The organism is Streptomyces sp. NBC_00669 (genome assembly GCF_036226785.1).
In the GTDB taxonomy this organism is placed as follows: domain Bacteria; phylum Actinomycetota; class Actinomycetes; order Streptomycetales; family Streptomycetaceae; genus Actinacidiphila.
Genome location: NZ_CP109018.1, coordinates 5,203,246 through 5,223,952 on the forward strand (window position 1 = coordinate 5,203,246; position 20,707 = coordinate 5,223,952).

16 protein-coding genes and 1 tRNA gene are annotated in these 20,707 nt (G+C 73.8%); 11 read left to right on the forward strand and 6 right to left on the reverse strand.

Features of this window, described 5'->3' with window-relative positions:
* Positions 1 to 110: 110 nt before the first annotated feature.
* Together OG896_RS21820 and OG896_RS21825 are read left to right on the forward strand one after the other, a co-directional pair.
* Entirely contained in the window at positions 111 to 1,310 is a 1,200-nt protein-coding gene (locus tag OG896_RS21820) for a sensor histidine kinase (protein ID WP_329367828.1), read from the forward strand.
* Positions 1,307 to 1,990 carry a response regulator transcription factor gene (locus tag OG896_RS21825; protein ID WP_329367830.1) on the forward strand — a complete coding sequence of 228 codons (684 nt, stop codon included), beginning with the start codon at positions 1,307 to 1,309 and terminating at the stop codon, positions 1,988 to 1,990. Before OG896_RS21820 ends, OG896_RS21825 begins: the two co-directional genes overlap by 4 nt.
* A gap of 69 nt (positions 1,991 to 2,059) precedes the next feature.
* Here OG896_RS21825 and OG896_RS21830 read toward each other — a convergent pair whose 3' ends face one another.
* The 3 genes from OG896_RS21830 to OG896_RS21840 form a co-directional block, all read right to left on the reverse strand.
* Positions 2,060 to 2,902, reverse strand: coding sequence for an alpha/beta fold hydrolase (locus OG896_RS21830; RefSeq protein ID WP_329367832.1), 843 nt, complete (start codon positions 2,900 to 2,902; stop codon positions 2,060 to 2,062).
* Between the two features lie 102 nt (positions 2,903 to 3,004).
* Positions 3,005 to 3,703 carry an alpha/beta fold hydrolase gene (locus tag OG896_RS21835; RefSeq protein ID WP_329367834.1) on the reverse strand — a complete coding sequence of 233 codons (699 nt, stop codon included), beginning with the start codon at positions 3,701 to 3,703 and terminating at the stop codon, positions 3,005 to 3,007.
* A 221-nt stretch (positions 3,704 to 3,924) separates the two neighbouring features.
* Complete coding sequence (locus tag OG896_RS21840; RefSeq protein ID WP_329367836.1) at positions 3,925 to 6,210, reverse strand: helix-turn-helix domain-containing protein; 2,286 nt, start codon at positions 6,208 to 6,210, stop codon at positions 3,925 to 3,927.
* A 308-nt stretch (positions 6,211 to 6,518) separates the two neighbouring features.
* Between OG896_RS21840 and OG896_RS21845 the strand changes: the two genes are divergently transcribed.
* Together OG896_RS21845 and OG896_RS21850 are read left to right on the forward strand one after the other, a co-directional pair.
* Complete coding sequence (locus OG896_RS21845) at positions 6,519 to 9,296, forward strand: AAA family ATPase (RefSeq protein WP_329367838.1); 2,778 nt, start codon at positions 6,519 to 6,521, stop codon at positions 9,294 to 9,296.
* Positions 9,297 to 9,392: 96 nt separating this feature from the next.
* A complete protein-coding gene (locus tag OG896_RS21850) occupies positions 9,393 to 10,016 on the forward strand; it encodes a histidine phosphatase family protein (RefSeq protein WP_329367839.1) in 624 nt (207 codons plus the stop codon).
* Positions 10,017 to 10,097: 81 nt separating this feature from the next.
* On the opposite strand, the gene OG896_RS21855 is transcribed toward OG896_RS21850, so the two are convergent.
* Together OG896_RS21855 and OG896_RS21860 are read right to left on the reverse strand one after the other, a co-directional pair.
* Complete coding sequence (locus tag OG896_RS21855) at positions 10,098 to 10,766, reverse strand: GntR family transcriptional regulator (RefSeq protein WP_329367840.1); 669 nt, start codon at positions 10,764 to 10,766, stop codon at positions 10,098 to 10,100.
* A 166-nt stretch (positions 10,767 to 10,932) separates the two neighbouring features.
* The gene (locus OG896_RS21860; protein ID WP_329367842.1) at positions 10,933 to 11,712 is read right to left on the reverse strand and encodes an SDR family NAD(P)-dependent oxidoreductase; all 780 of its coding nucleotides are present in this window, start codon (positions 11,710 to 11,712) and stop codon (positions 10,933 to 10,935) included.
* A 130-nt stretch (positions 11,713 to 11,842) separates the two neighbouring features.
* Between OG896_RS21860 and OG896_RS21865 the strand changes: the two genes are divergently transcribed.
* The 6 genes from OG896_RS21865 to OG896_RS21890 all read left to right on the forward strand — a co-directional run bounded on the left by OG896_RS21865 (position 11,843) and on the right by OG896_RS21890 (position 19,782).
* Positions 11,843 to 12,505 carry a bifunctional 4-hydroxy-2-oxoglutarate aldolase/2-dehydro-3-deoxy-phosphogluconate aldolase gene (locus OG896_RS21865; RefSeq protein ID WP_329367844.1) on the forward strand — a complete coding sequence of 221 codons (663 nt, stop codon included), beginning with the start codon at positions 11,843 to 11,845 and terminating at the stop codon, positions 12,503 to 12,505.
* Positions 12,502 to 13,449, forward strand: coding sequence for a sugar kinase (locus OG896_RS21870; RefSeq protein WP_443057136.1), 948 nt, complete (start codon positions 12,502 to 12,504; stop codon positions 13,447 to 13,449). The genes OG896_RS21865 and OG896_RS21870 overlap by 4 nt, the downstream gene beginning before the upstream one ends.
* 149 nt (positions 13,450 to 13,598) lie before the next feature.
* Complete coding sequence (locus OG896_RS21875) at positions 13,599 to 14,930, forward strand: MFS transporter (RefSeq protein WP_329367846.1); 1,332 nt, start codon at positions 13,599 to 13,601, stop codon at positions 14,928 to 14,930.
* Between the two features lie 49 nt (positions 14,931 to 14,979).
* On the forward strand, positions 14,980 to 16,155 hold the full coding sequence (locus tag OG896_RS21880; RefSeq protein WP_329367848.1) for a mandelate racemase/muconate lactonizing enzyme family protein: 1,176 nt from the start codon (positions 14,980 to 14,982) through the stop codon (positions 16,153 to 16,155).
* Positions 16,156 to 16,405: 250 nt separating this feature from the next.
* On the forward strand, positions 16,406 to 17,872 hold the full coding sequence (locus OG896_RS21885) for a hypothetical protein (RefSeq protein WP_329367850.1): 1,467 nt from the start codon (positions 16,406 to 16,408) through the stop codon (positions 17,870 to 17,872).
* 296 nt (positions 17,873 to 18,168) lie between these two features.
* Positions 18,169 to 19,782, forward strand: coding sequence for a hypothetical protein (locus OG896_RS21890; protein WP_329367852.1), 1,614 nt, complete (start codon positions 18,169 to 18,171; stop codon positions 19,780 to 19,782).
* A 286-nt stretch (positions 19,783 to 20,068) separates the two neighbouring features.
* Here the strand turns inward: OG896_RS21890 and OG896_RS21895 are convergent.
* Positions 20,069 to 20,144, reverse strand: a tRNA-Glu gene (locus OG896_RS21895).
* A 167-nt stretch (positions 20,145 to 20,311) separates the two neighbouring features.
* Between OG896_RS21895 and OG896_RS21900 the strand changes: the two genes are divergently transcribed.
* On the forward strand, positions 20,312 to 20,662 hold the full coding sequence (locus OG896_RS21900; protein WP_328465595.1) for a metallopeptidase family protein: 351 nt from the start codon (positions 20,312 to 20,314) through the stop codon (positions 20,660 to 20,662).
* The last annotated feature ends 45 nt before the right edge of the window (positions 20,663 to 20,707 follow it).

Here is a 20,707-nt window from a genome sequence, read left to right on the forward strand (position 1 = left end):
CCGTCGCGGGGCGGGCCGCGGCGCGCCACACGCGGGCCGCCGGTCCACCGCGTGGCGCGGCCCGCTTCTGCGACGCTGTCCTGATCGGCCCTACCCCGGAGATAGACGCGATGAGCACAAGCTGGCAGCGGTGGTCGGCGCGCCACCCGCGCGCGGTGGAGACCACCCTGCTGGCGCTGCTGCTCGCCGCGACCGGCTCGGGGGTCCTGATCACCCGCTCGGTCACGGACCACTCGCCCACCCTGTGGCCCGGCCTCGTGCTGTCCGTCCTGTCCTGCGCGGCGCTGCTCCGGCGGCGCAGCCACCCGCTGCCCGTCCTCGCGGTGACCGCGGTGTGCACCATGGTCGAGGGCGCCCTGGGATACCTGCTGACCCCCTTGCTCATGGGCCCCCTCCTGGTCGCGCAGTACTTCACGAACCTGCTCGCCCCCCGCAGGACCGCCTGGAACAGCGCACTGGCCTGCACCGTGGGCATCGTCGTCACCGGGTTCCTCAGCACGTTCCGGCACGCGCTGCTGCTGGCCGTCCTCAACCCGGCCACGTGGGTGCTGATGGTCGCCGCCCTCGGCAGCTACGTACGGGTGCGGCGCGAGTACGCCGCCTCCCGGGCCGAGCACGCCGCGCAGGAACGGGAGGAGGAGGCCCGCCGGCGGGTCGTCCAGGAGCGGATGCGTATCGCGCGCGAACTCCACGACGTGGTCACCCACCACCTCGCGCTCGCCCACGCCCAGGCGGGCACCGCCGCACACCTGGCCGCGACCAGGCCGGAGCAGGCGTTCGAGATCATCGCGCGGCTGCCGGGGACGACCGCCGCCGCGCTGCGCGAACTCAAGTCCACGGTGGGGCTGTTGCGCCAGGACACCGACCCCGACGACGAGATCGCGCCCGCTCCCGGCCTCGGGCGGCTGCCCGACCTGGTCACGAGCTACGCGGCGGCCGGCCTCGACGTCGCCGTCACCGTGGCGGGCGAGCGGCGGGACCTCGCCCCCGGGCTCGACCTCGCCGCGTACCGCGTCATCCAGGAGGCGCTCACCAACGTCGCCAAGCACGCGGCCACGCACACCGCCCGGGTCCGGCTGGCGTACACGCCCGACCGGTTGACCCTCACCGTCACCAACTCCACCGCGCCCGGCACCCGTCCGCCGGCCGGCCCCGCCACCGCGCACCAGGGGTTCGGGCTGCTCGGCATGCGCGAACGCGCCCTCGCCGCCGGCGGCACCCTGCGGGCCGGCCCGCGCCCTGAGGGCGGCTTCGAAGTCGTCTGCACGCTCCCGCTGAACGGCCCCGACGAAAGCGACATCGGCCCATGACCATCAACGTCCTGCTCGCCGACGACCAGGCCCTGCTCGTGGCCACCTTCCGCATCCTCATCGACTCGGAACCGGACCTGACCGTCGTCGGGGCGGCCGCGGACGGCCGGGAGGCCGTCGACCTCGCGCTGGTCCACCGGCCCGACGTGGTCCTCATGGACATCCGGATGCCGGGCACCGACGGGCTCGCCGCCACCGCGGAGATCTGCGCCCGCCCCGAACTCGCGGACACCCGGGTGCTGATCCTCACCACCTTCGAGAACGACGAGAACGTGGCCAGGGCGCTGCGGGCCGGCGCCAGCGGCTTCCTCGGCAAGGACGTCGGCCCGGAGCTGCTGCTCGCCGGCATCCGCACCGTGGCGGCCGGCGACTCGCTGCTCTCCCCGACGGCCACCCGCTCCCTCATCGACCGCTTCCTGGCGACCCCGGACCACCAGCCGCTCGCCCCGCCCGAGCGCCTGGCCACGCTCACCGAACGGGAGCGCGAGGTGATGACCCTGGCCGCGTACGGCAGGTCCAACGCCGACATCGCCGCGCACCTGGTGGTCAGCCCGCTGACCGTACGCAGCCACATCCAGCGCGCCATGACCAAGCTCGACGCCCGCGACCGGGCCCAACTCGTGGTCATCGCCTACCAGAACGGCCTCGTCCCACCGTCGTCCGGCACGCCGAACCCCTGACGGGTGTCCCGACGCACGCCCCGGCCCGACGGGTGCGGGCCGGGGCGTGCAGGCTGGGGGCACGGTCGGTCAGCGGACCGCCTTCGCGGCGGTGTCGATGAGCCGGGCGGTGGTGCCCGGGTGGCTGATCATGGCCACGTGGGACGCCCCCGGCACCTCGACGACGTCACGGGCGGCGGCGCGCCGGTAGAAGTAGCGCTCCAGGGCGGGCGGGATGGCCTTGTCACTGCCGGCCACCAGGCCCCAGGACGGGATGGTGTGCCAGGCGGCAGCGGTGGTGAGGTCGGTGAAGGAGGAGGCGTCGAAGGGGCGTTGGGTGGCCTGCATCAGCCGCGTGGTGTGCACGGGGAGGTCCGCGGCGAAGGCGGCGCGGAACCCGTCGGGCACCAGGTACAGGTCGGTGCCGGTGGTGCCGTCGGGCTTGGGGTAGGGCACGGGGGTGGTCGCGGCCTGGATGATGCTGCCGGGGTACTTGTCGATCAGCACGCCGAGTTGCTCGCCGATGTCGGGGACGAACGCCGCGACGTACACCAGGGCCTTGACGTTGGGGATGCCGGCGGCGGCGTTGGAGATGACGGCGCCGCCGTAGGAGTGCCCGGCCAGCACGACCGGGCCCTGGATCGACCGCAGGACGCCGGCGAGATAGGGGGCGTCGGTGGGCAGGCCGCGCAGCGGGTTGGCGGGCGCGACGGTCGTGTAGCCCTCCTGCTGGAGGCGCTCGATGACGCCGTTCCAGCAGGACGCGTCGGCGAATCCGCCGTGCACCAGCACGATGGTCGGTCGGGGACCGCTCGCGGAACGTCCCGCGGCGGTGGCGGAGGCGGTGGAGCTGAACGGTCCCATCAGCGCCGCGGCGCCGGCTGCCGCGGCGCCGGTGGCGAGCACGCGGCGGCGGGTGAGGTCAGGGCCCATGACGGACTCCTTCGAGGTGAACAGGCACGGTGGATCGGGTGGGGGCGCCGGGCTCGCCCGGACGGGGGCCGGGCGGGAGCTGACGCGGCGCGAACAAGGCGTTCAGGAAGGGCTGTCGGTGCCTTCGGCGGCCTGGGCGATGACCGCGGCCACGACGGCGGGCCGGGAGACGTAGACGGCGTGGCTGCCGGGCGTCTCGGTGACGGTGGAGTTGGCGCGCTCGGACATGGCGCGCTGGGCGGGCGGCGGGATCATGCGGTCGTCGGTGGCGACCAGGTACCAGGACGGCTTGGTCCGCCAGGCCGGTGCCGAGACCACCCCTTCGAGCGCCTCCACGCCCCACGGGACCTGGGAGTCGGCCATGAACTCCGCCACCTTCTCGGGCACGTCGGCGGCGAAGGAGGCCGCGAACTTGTCCTGGTCCAGGAAGAGGAACCCGTCCCGGGGCGGCAGGATCGGCGGGACCGGCGCCCCGGGCGGCGGGTCGGCGATCAGGGAGTTGACCGACTCGCCCTTGTCGGGCGCGAACGCGGTGACGTAGACGAGCGCGGCGACCTGGGGGTGCGAGCCGGCCTCGGTGATGACGGCGCCGCCGTAGGAGTGGCCGACGAGCACGGCGGGGCCGTCGAGGCCGTCGAGGACCTGGTGGGTGGCGGCGACGTCGCCGGCCAGCGACAGCGTGGGGTTCTGCACGACGGACACCCGGTAGCCGTCGGCGGTCAGGTGGTCGTAGACCCCCTGCCAGCCCGATCCGTCCACGAATCCGCCGTGTACGAGGACGATGTTCTTGATGGTTGCCATGGTCGCTCCTGACCTGGTGGGACCCGATGGGGTCTGACGGGACCGGTGTCGAGGCCGTCCCGGTGCGCTCAAGTCAAGTCGCGGGGCGGCCACCGGACCACGCAGAACAGCACGCAGAAGTACGGGCGGACGCCGGGCGGGGGCAGGTCGGGCGCGCGGGCGGCGCCGAAGCCCAGGCAGGTCGGGCGGTCACCAGGCCAGGCGGTCACCGGGTCGGGCGGTCAGACGGCCGTCGTGCCCAGCAGCCGGCAGCGCCTGCTCGCCTCGGCGTCGCCGGCCTCCTCGAACACCCGCGCCGCCCGCGCGTACCGGTCGCGGCTCTCGGCGGCCCGGCCCTCCGCGGCCAGCAGGGCGGCCAGCGTCTCCAGGCCCTCCGCCAGCCAGAAGCCCGACAACCGCAGCGCGTCCAGCAGGGCGATCCCCTCGGTGAGGGTGGCGATCGCCTCCGCGCTCCGGCCGAGTTCCCCCAGGCACTGGCCGACGCGGATCAGCGCGAGCGGCCGGCACTGCGTCATCACGGTGGGGGTCATCCGCGACTCCTCGTCGGCCATCACGGCGAGGCCGGTACGGAACGTCTCCAGCGCTTCGGCGTGGCGCCCCTCGGCCCTGAGGGACCCGCCGATGGACGCCAGGCTCTGCACGTACGCGTCGATGTCGCCCATGCTCCTGAACGTCTCCGCCGCCCCTTCCGCCGACGCGATGGCCTCGTCGGGCCGGCCGAGCATGCGCAGCGCCGCGGCGGAGTACTGGTGCGACCAGGCGATCTGCGCGGCGGCGCCGCCCGCGGTGGCCAGCTCCAGCGCCTCGGCCGCGTACCGCATGACGGCGTGCGGGTCGCTGGGCGGGACCCAGTGCACCCAGGCCAGGTAGTTCAGCTGGGTCGCCTGCTGGGCCGGGTCGCCGAGGGCGGCGGCGGCCTCGGACCCCAGGGTGAAGACCTCGCGCCAGTGCGGGCCGTGCGCCCACCGGTCGGAGAACCAGTGCATGGACTCGGCGCAGTCCAGGACGAGCGCGTGCCGGCCGTCGCCCGCCGCGATCCGCAGGGCGCCCAGCCAGTTGTCGACGTTCATCCGCAACCACCGGTCGGCGTCCTCCACGGAGGCCAGGACGGGCAGTTCGGGGTCGGGCCGCTCGGGCCGGCCGTAGCCGGGCTCGAACCAGCGGCCCGCCATGGTGGCCGTCCGCAGCAGCCACGGCACCACCAGCTCCGCCCGCGCGGCGCGGTCGGCCGCGGTCCCCTCCTCCCGGAGCCGCTCGCGGGCGAAGAGGCGGACCAGGTCGTGGAAGCGGTAGCGGCCGGCGGTGCTGTCCTGTAGCAGGCCGAGGTCGACGAGGTCGTCGAGCGCGTCCCAGACCTCCTTGACCGGCATCGCGCCCGCGACGGCCGCCAGGGCGGCGTCGAAGTCCGGGCCGGGCACGTCGGCCAACCGCCGGAACAGGCTCCGTGCCTGGTCGGCCAGTTGCTCGTAGGACATCCCGAACGCGTTGGCGATCCTGAGGTCACCGGCCGTGAACTGGTCGAGCCGTCGCTCCTCGTCCGCCAGCCGCGCGGCGAGTTCCCCGGCGTCCCAACCCGGCCGGCTGGCCAGCCGGTTGCCGATGATCCGCAGGGCGAGCGGCAGGCCGCCGCACAGCTCCGAGAGCCTGGTGAGGTCCGCCTCGTCGTCGGTGGCGGCGCGCTCGCCCAGAATCCCGGTCAGCAGACGGGTGGCCTCCGGTACGGGCATCGGCCCGAGGACCAGCCGGCGTACGCCCTCCAGCCCGGCCAGCAGCCGCCGGGTGGTGATCAGCGCCCGGCTCGTGCCCCCCGCCGGGAGCAGCGGGCGGACCTGCTCCTCCGAGGCCGCGTTGTCGAGGACGACCAGGACCCGCCGCTCCCGCAGGATCGACCGGTACAAGGAGGCCCGGCTCTCCGCGCCGTCCGGGATCTGCGGATCGGCGACCCCCAACGCCCGCAGTACGGACCGCAGCGCGTCGTCGGCGGGCACCGGGTGCGAGGACATGCCGAGCAGATCGAGGAAGAGCACCCCGTCGGGGAAGCTCGCCCGCACGGTGTGCGCGGCCCGCACGGCGAAGGTGGTCTTCCCCAGGCCGGCGGAGCCGGTGATGAGACCGATCACCCCGACGCCGGGCGCGCTCTCGGCGTAGACCAGCTCGCCGATCCACACCAGTTCGGCGGAGCGGCCGGTGAAGTCCGCGATCACGCGCGGCAGTTCGCACATGCCGCTCGGACGCGTCCAGTGATCCCGCAGCCGGCCCTCGCGCGCCAACCCGAGCAGTTCCGCGCGCGCGTCGTCCCCGACGACGAGCGCGTCGGCCAGGGCGGTGACGGTCCGCTGCTGGGGTCCGCGGCTGCGGCCGCGCTCCATGTCCGACAGTGTCCGGGCGCTGACGCCGGACGCCTCCGCCAGCTGTTCGAGCGTCAGCCGGGCCTCGCGCCGGTGGCGGCGCAGCACCTCGCCGAAACCCGGGTGTCCGGTGATGGCGGCCACCTCCTCCGGGCGCATCGGACGGACGACGTCATGTGGGTACATTAAGGGCCGGGTGGAGCGTGCCGATTCCGTCAAGTGACGTAGTCCGGCGGTCGTGGTCGCGGTGCCAAAGGCAGCGGTCGGCCCCTGGCGGCCACCGGGTCGCGGTCGTCCGGTCGCGGCGGGTGAGCGCGCGGTCCGACGGGAGAGCGGGGCTGGTCGCGGGGCCGTACCGCCTGCGCGAAACGGTTCTGCCGGGGTTAGCATCTGGGACACCTCGTGCGACATAGGACGTGCGCCCCGCGGGAGTTGCCACCCGCCCAGCGGCGCGGTAGGGGGCTGTGGTGATCGACCGGTCCGGCGACGGAAGCGACGACCTCCTGGTCGGCCGGGAGGCCGACACGGATCGGCTGGACGCGTTCCTGGCCGAACTCCCGCGCCAAGGCGGGTCGCTGACGCTGGTGGGAGAGCCGGGAGTCGGGAAGACGGCGCTCCTGGCCGCCGCCGTACGGCGGGCCGAGTCCGCGGGGATGCGGGTGCTGCACGCGGTCGGCGTGCAGTACCGGGTGCAGGCCGGTTACGGGGCCGTACGGCAACTGCTCACGTCGACACCCGAGATCAGCGCGAGAGCGGTGGACGTCCCCGCGCTGGCCGGCGCACTCGGCGTCGAGCAGGACACGGCGCCGGGGCAGGACGGGATCGCCGAGGCCGTGGTGGCGCTGGCCGCTGATCTCTCGCGTGCGGCACCGGTGCTGCTGGTGCTGGACGACGCGCAGTGGCTGGACCGGGCGAGCGCGGTCGTCCTGGGGCAGGTGGCCCGCCGGCTGCCCGGCACCGGCGCGGGACTGGTGTGCGCGGTCCGGCTCGGGGAGGAGGGCTTCTTCGACCACAGCGGCCTTCCGCTGCACGAGTTGGGCCCGCTCACCGAGGCCGCCTCCGACGAACTGCTCCGCCGCCGCTTCCCGGCGCTCGCCTCCCGGGTCCGACGGCGGCTGACCGCCGAGGCCGAAGGGAATCCGCTGGCGCTGCTGGAACTCCCCGCCGCGCTGACCGAGTCCCAGCGGCGGGCGTCCCAGGCCCTGCCGCAGCGCATCCCGCTGCCCCAGCGGCTCCAGTCCACCTTCGCCTCGCGCATCACCCCGCTGCCGCCGGCCACCCGGCACCTGCTGCTCGTCGCGGCGTTGGAAGGCAGCGGCAACCTGATGATCGTGCGGCGCGCGGTGGCCGGGCGGTGCAGCCTGAAGCACCTGGCGCCGGCCGAGCGGATGCAACTCGTACGCGTCGACGACGCGAGCGGGCGGCTGGCCTTCCGGCACTCGCTCATCCGCTCCGCCGTCGTGGACCTGTCCACCAGCGACCAGCGGCGCAGCGTGCACCGCGCACTGGCCCAGGCATGGATCGCGGTCCCCGAGCAGCGTGCCTGGCATCTCGCGCAGGCGGCCGTCGATCCCGACGAACAGGTCGCCGCGCTGCTGGAGGAGGCCGCCGACACCAGCGTCCGCCGCGGTGACGGGCCCAACGCGGTGGCCGCGCTGGTCCGTTCCGCGGAACTGAGCCCGGAAGGCGCCGGGTACGCCCGGCGGTTGGCGAAGGCCGCGTACGTCGGCGCGAACCTCACCGGCGACGTACGCGACGTACCGCGCCTGCTGGAGGACGCGCGGCACGCCGCCCCCGACGCGGACTCCCTGGCCGTCGCGGTGGCCGCCGCGCTGTACCTGCTCAACAGCTACGGGGACATCGACACGGCCCATCGCCTGCTGTCCGGCGCGATCGCCCTTCAGCCCGAGCCCTATGACCTGGCGGACGCCACCTTCCAGGAAGCCCTGTCCACGCTGCTGATGGTGTGCGTCCACAGCGGCCGGCGCGAGCTGTGGTCGGACTACGACGCGGCCGTGGCGAGGTGCGGCTCGGTCCCGGACACCCTGCGGTTGCTGCGGGCCACCTTCGCCGACCCGGCCCGGGCCCGCCCGGCCGACTGGGACCGGCTCGACACGGCCATCCGGGCGCTTCCCGGTACGTCGGACCCGGTACGGATCGTGCGGATCGCCACGGCCGCTGCCTACGGCGACCGGCTCGGGGCGATGGAGGAGCCGTTGCGGCTCACCGCCCGCGGCGGGCTGACCGGGGAGAACATCTTCCCGGCCATCCAGGCGTCGTTCCTGTGGAGCAGCCACGCCTGGTTCACCGGCCAGTGGCCCGAGTTGCGGCAGGTGACCGAGCGGGGTCTGCGCTGGTGCGAGGAACTCGACTATCCGCTGCGTTCCTGGACCGGCACGTTCGTGCTGGGCTGCGTGCACGCGGCGTGCGGCGACCACCCGGCGGCCCACCGGCTCGCCGACCAGATGGAGCAGTGGGCGCGGTCCCGCCGAGGCCACGCCGTCGCCTGCTACGCCGCCCACGTCCGGACGCTGGCCGCCCTGTCGCAGGGCGCCTTCGACGAGGCGTACCGGCATGCCCGCACGATCACGCCCACCGGGACCTTCGCACCCTTCGCCGGGCACGCGCTGTGGGCGATCCTGGACCAGGTGGAGGCGGCCGTGCGCACGGGGCGGCGCGAGCAGGCCGCCGACCACGTCACGGCGGCCCGGGACGCCGGCCTCGCCGCGGTCTCACCCCGTCTGGCCGCGGTGCTGCTCGCCTCGGCCGCGCTCGCGGCGAAGAGCGACGAGGAGGCGGTACGGGGGCTGGGCGCCGCGCTGGCCGTCGACGGGGCGGAGCGCTGGCCCTTCGACCACGCCCGTATCCAGCTGTACCTGGGCGAGCGGCTGCGCCGCGGCAAGGCGCCGGCCCGGGCCCGCCGGCACCTGGCCGGCGCCGCGGAGACCTTCGGGCGGCTCGGCGCCCACCCGTGGACGCAGCGCGCCAACACCGAACTGCGGGCCTGCGGCATCCCGGTGCTCGCCCGCACCGCGCCCCGCGGGCCGGCCCTGACCCCGCAGCAGTCGCAGATCGCCCGCCTGGCGGCCACCGGCCTGACCAACAAGCAGATCGGGCAGCGCCTCCTGCTGTCCCCCCGGACCGTCTCGACCCACCTCCACCAGCTCTTCCCGAAGCTGGGCGTCACCTCCCGGGCCGCCCTGCGCGACGCCCTGGAGCAGCTCGACCAACCGGAGGGCCGGTAGGAACCCGCCGCCCGGCCCCGCCCGCGTGGAACCGGGCCCGTGCGCAGGGGCGTCCTCCCTGGGGTCCGCAAGATCGACTCCGTGGAGGACCCGCCTATGTCCGGAACGGCCGCCCGCTACCTCTATCTCGCCCGGCACGGCGAGGCTTCGGCGGATGAGAGCGAACTGACCGACGCAGGGCGCCGGCAGGCCGCTCTCCTGGGGCAGCGGCTGCGCGGGGTCCCGCTGGCGGCGATCCACCACGGGCCGCTCGCCCGCGCCGAGCAGACCGCCCGCCTGGTCGGGGAGCAGCTCGACGGCGTTCCGCTGCGCCGCTCCGACACGGCCGGCGACTACATGCCCTACCTGCCGGCGCGCGAGGAGCTGCCGCCGCAGGCGGCCGACGACTGGGTCGCGTTCCTGGGCCAGTTCACGGCCGAGGAACGCGAGCAGGGCCCCGGGCTCGCCGCCGCGGCCCTCGCGGACTTCACCGGACCTGTCGCCGGCGACGAGCCGCGCCACGAGCTGGTCGTCACCCACAACTTCCTCGTCGGCTGGCTGCTCCGCGCGGCCCTCGACGCGCCGAAGTGGCGGTGGCTGGGCATCAACCACGCCAACGCGGCCCTGACGGTCATCCGCTACGCACCCGACCGCCCCCCGGCGGTGCTGCTCTTCAACGACACCGGCCACCTCCCCGTCGAGCTGCGCTGGACCGGCTTCCCCCCGGAGCTGCACGTCTGAGGCACGTACCGGGCGGCAACGGTTGACGCGAGGGCGGCGGGCGGCCGAGTCCCGTGCGAGGGGCGGTCACCGCGCCGCGGATCAGCCGTTGTCGGAGATCTCGTGGCCGGCCTGGGAGGCGGTGTGGTGCTGGGCGGCGGCCGCCGCCGCTTCCGGGTCGCCCTGGCGCAGCGCCGCGATGATGGCTTCGTGCTCCTGGAGGACCGCCCGCCAGTTCTGCGCGTCGCGCGGCATGGTGATGCGGTAGCGGCGGATGGTCATCAGCAACTGCTCGGTGAGTTCCGCCAGGATGCGGTAGCCGCTGGCCTCGGACAGCAGCCGGTGGAAGTCGGAGTTGAGTTCGGGGAGGCGCTCCGTCGCCCCCTGGTCGAGCTCCGCGCGCATCGCGGCCTGGACCTGCGCCAGGCCGGCCAGCAGCTTGTCGTCCGCCCGCTCCGCCGCGAGCCGGGTGACCAGGGTCTCGATCGCCTCGCGGGCGAGGAAGACGCCGCGCATCTCGGTCTTGTCGATCTCGGCGACGGTGACGCCCGCGTGCAGTTGGGAGCTGAGCAGGCCGTCGGACTCCAGGCGTTTGACGGCTTCGCGGATGGGGATCTTGCTGACGCCCAGGTTCCGGGCGAGCTCGTCCATGTTGATGCGCTCGCCGGACCGCAGATCCCCGGTGACGATGGCCTGGCGCAGAGTGTCGTAGACCAGGTCCGCCTTGCTCTTCACCGTGGGCAGCCTCGTGGCCCAGCTGTTCTCTGCCATACGTTCATCGTATGCGATATCCGCCGCACGTCCCCGCGCGGGCGGCCTGCTTCCGGGTGCCGTGAGGCCGACCGCCGTGACGTCGACCGTTGTGACGTCGACCGCCGTGACGTCGACCGTTGTCACGTCGACCGCCGGAGGCCCGACCGTCACGGCTCCGCGCGGGTCAGCGCGGCTCGCCGTGCAGCGGGGGAAGCCCCATCCGTTCCCGGTGCCCGTCCCGCAGCAGGCTCGCCGGGCTGACCGCGGACGCGCCACCGTCCAGCACCAGTTCACCGCCCGTCAGCAGTGCCGCGTCGGGCGAGGCGGCGAAGGCCACCGCGGACGCGACCTGCTCGGGCGAGGCCAGCAGACGCATGGGGTTGCTCTCGCGCAGCCTGCTCAGGTCCTCCGCGCCGCCGAGCCGCGACTCGGTGGCCGGGGTGCGGACCCAGCCGGGGGAGACCGTGACGAAGGAGATCCCGTGATGGCCGTAGTCCACGGCGAGTTGCCGGGTGAGCGCGGCGAGCGCGCCCTTGGCCGCGGCGTAGGCGGGCAGGCCGGGGGCGGCGGTGCGGTGCAGCACCGAGCCGACGGTCACCACCGCGCCTGAGCCCGCCTCGATCATGGCCGGCAGCACCTCGCGGACGCACAGGAACACCGAGGTGAGGTTGGCGGTCAGCACCGCGTTCCACTCCTGCTCGGTGGTGAGGTGCAGCGGGCGGCCCTCGGTCACGCCCGCGCAGGCGACGAGGACGTCCGGCCCGCCGCGTTCCCCGGCCGCCTCGCGCACGGCGGCGGCGACCTCGTCGGCCCGCGTCACGTCCGCGCGGTGGTAGGAGACGCCGGGCAGCCGCGGATCGGCGAGATCGACTCCCGCCACCCGCAGGCCGTCCGCGGCGAATCGGGCGGCGACGGCGCGGCCGATGCCGCCCGCCGCCCCGGTGACCAGGACTGTTCGTGTCATCGCGGGCTACCTCGCGCAGCTGGGGTGGGGCGGTCCGAGCCCATGCGGGGCCGGGAGCGGACCGGGGGAGCGGCCGGAAGGAAAGGTATACGATCTACTAAATAACGGCAACGGTTCTCCGGAGGCTCCCATGACGCCCGACGATCTCCTCTCCGCGCTACGCGCCCAACGGCTGCTTGCCATCGTCAGGGGCGCCGACCCGTCGGCGGCGCTCGACACGGTGCTCACCCTCGTCCGGTCCGGCATCGGCCTCGTCGAGGTCTCGCTGACCGGCACCGGCGCCCTGGACGTCATCGAACGGGCCCGCGCGGCGCTCGGCCCGGACGCGCTGCTCGGCGCCGGGACGGTGCTGACCGCGGGCGACGCCCGCCGGGCCGCCGAAGCGGGCGCCGGATTCGCGGTGACCCCGGGCGCGACCGAAGCCGTGGCCGCCTGCCGGGAGTCGGGCCTGCCGGTGCTGGCGGGCGCGCTGACCCCGACCGAGGTGGCGGCGGTCGTCGCCGGCGGGGCGGCTGCGGTCAAGCTCTTCCCGGCCGGCCTCGGCGGCGTGCCGCACCTGCGCGCGCTGCGCGCCCCCTTCCCCGAGGTGCCCTTCGTGCCGGTGGGCGGCATCGACGCCGACACGGCCCGCGGCTACCTCGCCGCCGGGGCGGTGGCCGTCGGCGTGGGCGGGCCGCTGGTCGGCGACGCCGCGGACGGTGCCGGCGCGGACGGCGCCGGCGGCCTCGCACAGCGCGAACTGGCCGAGCGCGCCGCGCGGTTCCGCGCCCTGGCCGTCCGGGAGTCGCGGTGATCGACGTACTGACCTTCGGGGAGACGATGGCCGCGCTGCGGGCCCGGGGGCCACTGCTCCTGGGCGGCTCGCTGGACCTGTCGGTGGCCGGCGCGGAGTCCAACGTCGCCATCGGCCTGGCGCGGCTCGGACACCGGGTCCGCTGGGCGGGCCTCACCGGCGCGGACGAGTTCGGGCGCCTGGTGACCCGCACGCTCAGGGCGGAAGGCGTGGACGTCTCCTGCGCCGGCGGCACCGACGCGGGACCGACCGGCCTCGTGGTGTTCGAGCCGAGGCTCGCCGACCTGACGCGGGTGACCTACTACCGTTCCGGTTCGGCCGGCTCCCGGATCACCGCCGCCCACCTGGCGCCCGCGCTCGCCGCCGGGGCGCGGATCGTCCACGTCACCGGGATCACCGCCGCGCTGGGCGAGCAGCCCCGGCGGGCGGTCGAGTCGGCGGTGCGGGCCGCCGCCGCGGCGGGATCGCTGGTCTGCCTGGACGTCAACCACCGCGCCCGGCTGTGGTCCCGCGCCCAGGCGGGCCGGACGCTGCGGCCACTGGTGCGCGACGTCGATGTGCTCGTGGCGTCCGACGACGAACTCGCCCTCGCCGCACCCGAGTCGGCCGGCACGGAACGGGCCCGGGTGGACGCGCTGCTGGCGGCCGGCGTCCGCGAGGTCGTGGTCAAGCGCGGAGCGGCCGGGGCGGATGTCTTCACGGCGGACGGCTCCACGTCACTGCCGGCCGAGCGCGTGCCCGTACGGGACACGGTCGGTGCGGGCGACGCCTTCGTGGCGGGCTACCTGTCGGCGCTGCTCGACGGCGAGCCCCCGGAGGGCCGGCTGCGCCGCGCGGTGTGCACCGGCGCGTTCGCCGTCGCCTCGTACGGCGACTGGGAAGGGCTGCCCGCCCGGCACGAACTGCCGCTCCTGCGGGCCGAACCGGGCAGCGCGCTGCGGTGACCCCGTACCACCCGACGGTCACGGAGGGTGCCCGGTGCGGCGCGGCGCGAAGTGTTTCGGGAATGTTCCCCCGGCCTCTGGTTCTTATTTCGTATATCTCATACGGTTGCCTCGTCCCCGTCCCCCTTCCCAGGTGGTGAACGCGTCCCATGACCAGTGCGACGACGACCGAAGACGGCAACGTGACCATGGCCCAGCACCGCACCGACCGGCGCACGATGCTCGCCAGCACCGTGGGCACGGTCATGGAGTGGTACGACTTCAACCTCTACGGCCTGGCCTCGGCCCTGGTGTTCGGCCCGCTCTTCTTCGGCTCCTCCTCCGTCGGCGGCACGCTCGCCTCCTTCGCCACCTTCGGCGTCGGCTTCGCCGCCCGGCCCATCGGCGGCGTGATCTTCGGTCACCTGGGCGACCGCATCGGCCGCAAGCACGTCCTGCTGATCACGATGCTCGGCATGGGCGTGGCGACCACCCTGGTCGGCGTCCTGCCGACCCACGCGGTGGCGGGCGTCTGGGCCCCGGTCCTGCTGGTGTTCCTGCGGGTGTGCCAGGGCATCGCGGTGGGCGGCGAGTTCGCCGGCGCCACCCTGCTCACCGTCGAGAACGCGCCGCCGGGCAGAAGAGGGCTCTTCGGCGCCATCCCGGCGATGGGCACGGGCGCCGGATTCGTGCTCGCCAGCGGTGTGTTCGCCCTCGCGTCCCAACTGCCCGACGGTTCGTTCGACAGCTGGGGCTGGCGGGTGCCGTTCCTGCTCAGCGCGGTCCTGGTGGTCTTCGGCCTGGTCGTCCGGCGGGGCATCGACGAGACGCCGGTCTTCGCCGAGTTGGAGGACCGCGGCGAGACCGTACGCTTCCCGCTGCTGCTCACCCTGCGCAAGCAGCCCGGCGCGGTGCTGCGGACGATGGGCATCACCGTCTCGGGCTTCGTCTGGGGTTACCTCATCCAGGCGTTCGCCCTGTCGTACGCGACCGGCACGCTGCACCTGTCGAAGACCACCATGCTGTGGGCCATCGCCCTCGCCTCCGCCCTGGAGATCGGCTCGATCCCCTTCTGGGGCTGGCTCTCCGACCTCATCGGGCGACGCCTGATGATCGCCGTCGGCCTGGTCTGCACGGTCGGCTACGCCTTCCCCTTCTTCGCGCTGCTGCACACCAGGAGCACCCCGCTGATCTTCCTCGCCATGGTGCTGGCCATCCCGATCTGCAAGGACATGGTGTTCGGCCCGCAGGCCGCGCTGGTGGCGGAGCAGTTCGACGCGCGCGTGCGCTACAGCGGCGTCAGCGCCGGCCGGGAGATCGGCGGCGCGCTGTTCGGCGGCACGGCACCCTTCATCGGCACCGCCCTGGTCGCCGCGGGCGGTTCGATCACGCCCGTCGCGCTGTACGTCATCGCCGGCTGCGTGGTGACGGCCGTCGCCGTCTTCTCCGGCCGCGAGACCTCCCAGGAGCAGACCGGGACCCTCGGCGCCATCAACGCATGATTCCGGCCGCGCACCACCCGAGCAGGCCACCGACCACGTGGAGAACCCCGTGAGCAACGCCCCCCTTCGTATCGCCAAAGTCGAGACCCTGGCCCTGTCGGCCAGCTTCGACGACCTCTACGACTCGCCCGACGACGTCCCCGGCTGGCTGCGCTACCCGGCCTCCAGCCACCTGGTGCTGCCCCGGCGCGGCCAGTACGCCACCCTGGTCAAGGTGCACGCCGAGGACGGCAGCGTCGGGATCGGCGAGTGCTACGGCCTGCCCTCCCCGGAGGTCACCGCCACCGTCGTCTCCACCGTGCTGGCCCCGCTGCTGGTCGGCCAGGACGCCCTGGCCACGACCGCGGTGTGGGAACGGCTCTTCCAGGGGCAGGCGGCCGGCGGCCACAACCGCGGCTTCTACCTCGAAGCCATCGCCGGAGTCGACCTGGCCCTGTGGGACCTGCGCGGCAAGCTCGCCGGCCTGCCCGTCCACCGGCTGCTCGGCGGCCCGATCCGGGAGCGGGTCGAGTGCTACGCGAGCCCCGTCGCGCTGCACGCCGACCCGCAGGACTCGGCGCGCCAGGCGCTCGGCTTCGTCGAGGCGGGGTTCCGGGCCCTGAAGGTCAAGATCGGCCGGGGCGTCCGGGTCGACCGCGCCCACCTGCGGGCGGTCCGTGCCGCGGTCGGCGAGGACATCGGCATCCTCACCGACGCCAACTGCGCGTACGACCTCGACGAGGCCACCCGCGTGGGCGCGGTCCTGCGCGACCTGGACATCTCCTGGTACGAGGAACCGCTCCAGGTCGACGACCTGGCCAACCTCGCCGAACTGCGGCGCAGGACCGGGCTCACCCTCGTCAACGGGGAGACCCACTTCACCCGGTTCGACCTGCGCGACTCCCTGCTGCACCACGCCATCGACGTCTTCATGCCGAACGTCGCCCGCAGCGGCGGCATCACCGAGGCCACCCGCCTCGCGGCCCTCGCCTCCGCCTTCCACGTCGACATCGCCCCGCACGGCGTCGGCTCGGGCGTCAGCCTGTGCGCCGCACTCCACCTGTGCGCCGCCACCCCCAACCTGCGCACCTACGAGTACAACCGCCTCCCCAACCCCATCCGCGAGCAGATCCTGCGCAACCCGCCGGAGTTCCGCGACGGGGCCCTCACCGTCCCCACCGGCCCGGGCCTGGGCTTCGAACTCGACGACGCCGCCGTCGACCGCTACACCGTCGCCCGCTTCTGACCCTGCCGTTCCCCGCCCGTTCCCCGCTCGCTCCCCGCCCGTTCCAGGCCCGCCTGTTTCCGGCCTGCCCGCTTCCGCCGAACCGCCCTCCAACCCCCACCCACGAGCCGCACCTTCTCCCCGGAGGAGTCACCGTGACCACGCAACCTCCACCCCCCAGCAGCTCATCGCCCAACAGACGCACCCCGATCGGCCTTCCGGCCGCCACCGTGGCGCCGAACACCATCGAGTTCCGGATCGAGGACGTCGCATGAGCCGTACGGAGCGCCCCCTCATCAGCCGCCGCTCGCTGCTCGGCGGCGCCGCGGCCGCCGGTACCGCCGCCGTGCTCGGCCCGCTCGGCGGATGGTCGGCGGCGGCCGCCACCAGCGGGTCGTACACCATCCGCTACGACCAGCCCCGCAAGCAGACCATCCTCGGCCTCGGGTTCGAGATCCAGTCGGACTCGATCGGCTCCGGCAACGACGGGCTGCCGGCGACCGTCAGCGGGGTCCCGTACGACCTGACGGACAGCGAGCGCACCCGCTTCTACCAGCAGATGCTCAAGGTGCGCGACGACCGGGGATTCCGCTACTGCCGGCTCGCGTTGGGCCTGTACTACCGGGGGACGGACGCCACCGGCAGGTACCTGCAAGGACGTTACCCCGGGCAGACCGCGCTGCTGGCGGACATGATCGGTCAGGCCGGCATCGAGGGCATCTCCGCCGAGTACTGGTCGCCCCCGCCCGGCTGGAAGAGCAACGGCTCCTACATCGGCGGCACGCTCGCCTCCTTCGCGGCGGCGGACCTCGACGCGCTCGGCGACGCGATGGTCCACGACCTGGACTACCTCACCTCGCTGGGCGTACCGGTGTCGATGTGGGGCCTGCAGAACGAGCCGGTGTACTCCACGGCGTACTCCTCCTGCGTCTACACCGCCGCCGAGTACCACCAGACCTTCGCCGCGGTCGCCCCGAAGATCCGCGCCAAGTACCCGCGGGTGATGATCCATGCGAACAGCCTCGACGGCTGGAGCGGCTCCTTCGGGCAGGCGATCAAGGCCGATCCGGCCGCGCTGTCCTGCGTGGACGCGTGGACCTATCACCGGATCGGCTCGGACAGCAACGAGCAGATCACCGGCGACTACACCTCCGGCGCCGCGGGGAAGCTCGTCTTCAACAACGAGTTCGAGTACCTGGACAACTCCACGTCGGACGTGCGGACCCTCAACACCGCCCAGTCGATCATGAACTGGATGGTGTTCCAGGACGCGCCCACCTGGTTCTGGCTGCACGCGCTGAAGCCGACCACCAACGCCGAGGCCCCGGGCTACTCGCTCGGCTACTGGCGGCCGCCGGGCGACACCGACTTCAGCCACTTCCCGGACATCCCCGTCGGGCACTGGGACTTCAACCCGCAGAACTGGAACGCGGTCGCCGGCTTCGTCCGCTACCTGCCGTGGGACTCGGTGCGCTACGGCGTCGACGAGTCCGCGGTGCTGGAGGACCAGCGGATCATGGCCTGGAAGACCGCCCAGGGCAAGGAGGTCTTCGCCGTCACGAACCGCTCCACGACGGACTCCTTCAGCTACACCGTCGACACGCAGACCGCGTCCACCTTCCAGGGGCACCGCTTCGGGCCCGCGACCCACAATCAGACGCTCGCGACCCTCGGCGGCCCGACCCTCGCCCTGACGGTGCCGCCGCTGTCCGTGGAGTTCTGGGTCCGCACTCCCTGACCCCTGACCCCTGACCCGGACGCGTCCGGGGCCGGCCGGCTCGCGCGCCGGTCCCGGACGAAGGCCCGTGCGGCCCCGGAGGCGATCAGCCCGAAGCGGACCGGGTTCTGGAAGAGTCCGTCCAGGCGGCGGACGAGCTCCTCTACGCCGTGCGCCGCTCCCGCCGTGCGATCTCCGGGCCGCTCCACCAGGCCCTCCCCTCTTCGCCCGGCTGCGGGGGCAACCATCGGAGGTGCTCGGCGGTCGGACGGGGTGTCCTGGAGCTGTACTCCGAGAATCCTGGGGGAGACCGCACGATGTCCTCACGCATATGGCGCCGATGGGCGGCCACTCTGGCCGCGATGGCGGTCACCTTGTTCGGAGGGGCGCTGACCACCGGCTCGGCCCACGCGGACGACGGGTCCGCACCGACCCTGTCCGCCAGGACGCCGGTCGGGCTCGCGGTGCCCGACGACGGCGAAGGCCAGGTCAGCTGGGGGCTGGACTCGAAGGGCCGCACCCTTCACGACGTGCGTGTCACCGTCGACATCACCGGCATCAGCTCGTTCGCCACCACGACGGACGACTACTGCGTCAACGGCCTGTGCACCTTCCCCGGCGGTGACGTCGGCCCGCACGGCAGCGGCGGCATCGTCGACATCAGTGCCAAGCCGGACGCCAAGCTCGGCGCCAGCGGCACCGCCGTCATCAACGCCACCGCCTCCGGCGTGACGATCGCGCCCTTCACCGTCAAGGTCAGCGTCGGCTCGGTCGACCTGGCCGTCAACAGCCTCCCGCAGATCGACCACGTCAAGCCCGGCACCACCCTGACCAAGCCGCTCACCGTGGCCAACATCGGCTCGCTGACCGCCGCGACCACGGACTACCGGTTCGCGATCTCCCCGGGCCTGTCCTTCGCGACGCACTTCCCGAACTGCGACTACGCCGACGCCGCCGGGAAGTGGGAGGCGACGGTCGCGACATGCCACTTCTCCACGCCGATCGAACCCGGCAAGAAGTACCGGCTGTCCACGCCGCTGAAGCTCGACGTGAAGAAGTCCGCGCTCTACGAGATCTTCACCTACGTGCCGACGGTCACCTCCAGCAGCGTGCCGACGACGCCGAAGAGCACCAGCGCCGGCGACCTGACCCTCGTACCGGACGGCAACGCGCAGCCGGGCGACCCTGATCAGCAGGGACGGCAGGGGCGGCAGAGCATCTACGCGGCCAACACCGCCGACATCGCCCTCACCGGTGACACCGCCACGGCCAAGCCCGGCGACACGGCCACGCTGACCGCCACGGCCACCAACCTGGGGCCGGCCTCCGTCAACCGGTACACGTACGACGACCAGCTCACGGTGATGGTCGACATCCCCAAGGGCACCACCGCCACGCAGGTGCCGGCCGGGTGCGTCCCGTGGGACAACGGCACGCGCGATCCCGCGCTCGGCGCTCCGCAGTACACCTGCGACCTCGACGGCATCTTCGACAGCGGCCACACGCAGAAGCTGACCTTCAAGGTGAAGGTGGACGCCGACGCCCCGGCCACGACCAGCGGCACCGTGGTCGCGCAGCTCGCCGACCTGGGCACGCCGCCGTACGACACCCACCTGGGCAACAACAAGGCGGCCTTCACCGTGAAGGTGCCGGGAGGCGCCTCCACCGGCACCGGCACCGGCACCGGCTCCACCGGCGGCTCCGGCAGCACCGGTGGCGGCAACCAGAACTCCACCCAGACCGGCACGACTTCCGGGACCTCCGGCGGCTCCGGCAGCACGGGCGGCGACGCCCCGGCCGCCACCGGCTCGCTCGCCCACACCGGCAGCGACGGCACGATGACCATCGCGCTCACCTCCGCCGCGGCCCTGGCCCTCGGCGGCGCGGTCTTCGCCCTCGCCCGCAGCCGCAGGACCCGCGTCCGCGCCTGACCGCACTCACCCCACCACCGCGGCCCGCGGGGCGTTCACTCCGGGAACGGCCCCGCGGGCCGCGGCATGCGCGGTCCCGGGGTGGGCGGATCTGAGGGCGGGCATTCCGAGGTCGTGCAGTCCGAGGGCGCGCGGATCTGCTCGCTGCGCCGCCTGGTCCAAGGCGCGGCGGTGCCGTCGTGGAAGCGGTGGAAGCGGTGGAAGCCGTGGGAAGAACCGAGGCGGCCGGGTGCGGCTCATGCCCTCCGGCACGCGGCGGCCCAGCAGGCGAACGCGCGGAATTCTGTGGTACCCCCAACGGGATTCGAACCCGTGCTACCGCCTTGAAAGGGCGGCGTCCTGGGCCACTAGACGATGAGGGCTGGGGCCTGCCGTGGTGGCCTCGCGGCGCACTTCGGGGACCCCGGAAGCATAGGGGATGGGTCGGGGGAACGGCAAAACGGTTGGGCGGGGTGGCGCGGTGCGGATGGTGCCGGCGCGGGGGCGGGTTGCGGGGGATGGGCGGGGGCGGGGCGGGAAGAATGGGGGCGTGCTGGAGATGAGCCGGGAGCAGTTCGAGGAACTGGTCGGCGAGGCGCTGGACCGGGTCCCCGCCGAGCTGACCCGTTTGATGGACAACGTGGCGGTCTTCGTCGAGGACGAACCGGAGCCGGGCAGCCCGGAGTTGCTGGGGCTGTACGAGGGGACCCCGCTGACCGAGCGCGGCGAGTGGTACGCGGGGGTGCTGCCGGACCGGATCACGGTCTACCGCGGCCCGACCCTGCGGATGTGCGCCACCCGGGAGGAGGTGGTGGCCGAGACGGAGGTCACCGTCGTGCACGAGATCGCCCACCACTTCGGGATCGACGACGAACGGCTGCACGCGCTGGGCTACGGCTGACCGTACGTACCGGGTGCGGGCGGGCCCCGGCCCGGCCCGGGCGTG